Origin of the sequence: Streptomyces poriticola, from assembly GCF_036689765.1 — a bacterium.
Taxonomy (GTDB): Bacteria; Actinomycetota; Actinomycetes; order Streptomycetales; family Streptomycetaceae; genus Streptomyces; species Streptomyces poriticola.
On sequence record NZ_JBAGKH010000127.1, the window covers coordinates 1 to 260 of the forward strand.

The 260-nt window shown below is 65.8% G+C and carries 1 pseudogene; it reads left to right on the forward strand.

Annotated features, from left to right (window positions below):
• Positions 1–260 (forward strand): annotated as a pseudogene (locus V5O46_RS31755) (glucose-6-phosphate dehydrogenase); the annotation flags it as partial.

Genomic DNA, 260 nt, shown 5'->3' on the forward strand with positions numbered 1-260 from the left:
CAGGTCTTCCGCATCGACCACTACCTGGGCAAGGAGACGGTCCAGAACATCCTGGCGCTGCGCTTCGCCAACCAGATGTTCGAGCCGATCTGGAACCGGTCGTACGTCGACCACGTGCAGATCACCATGGCCGAGGACATCGGCATCGGCGGCCGGGCCGGCTACTACGACGGCATCGGCGCCGCCCGCGACGTCATCCAGAACCACCTCCTGCAGCTGCTCGCGCTGACCGCCATGGAAGAGCCGTCCTCCTTCGACGC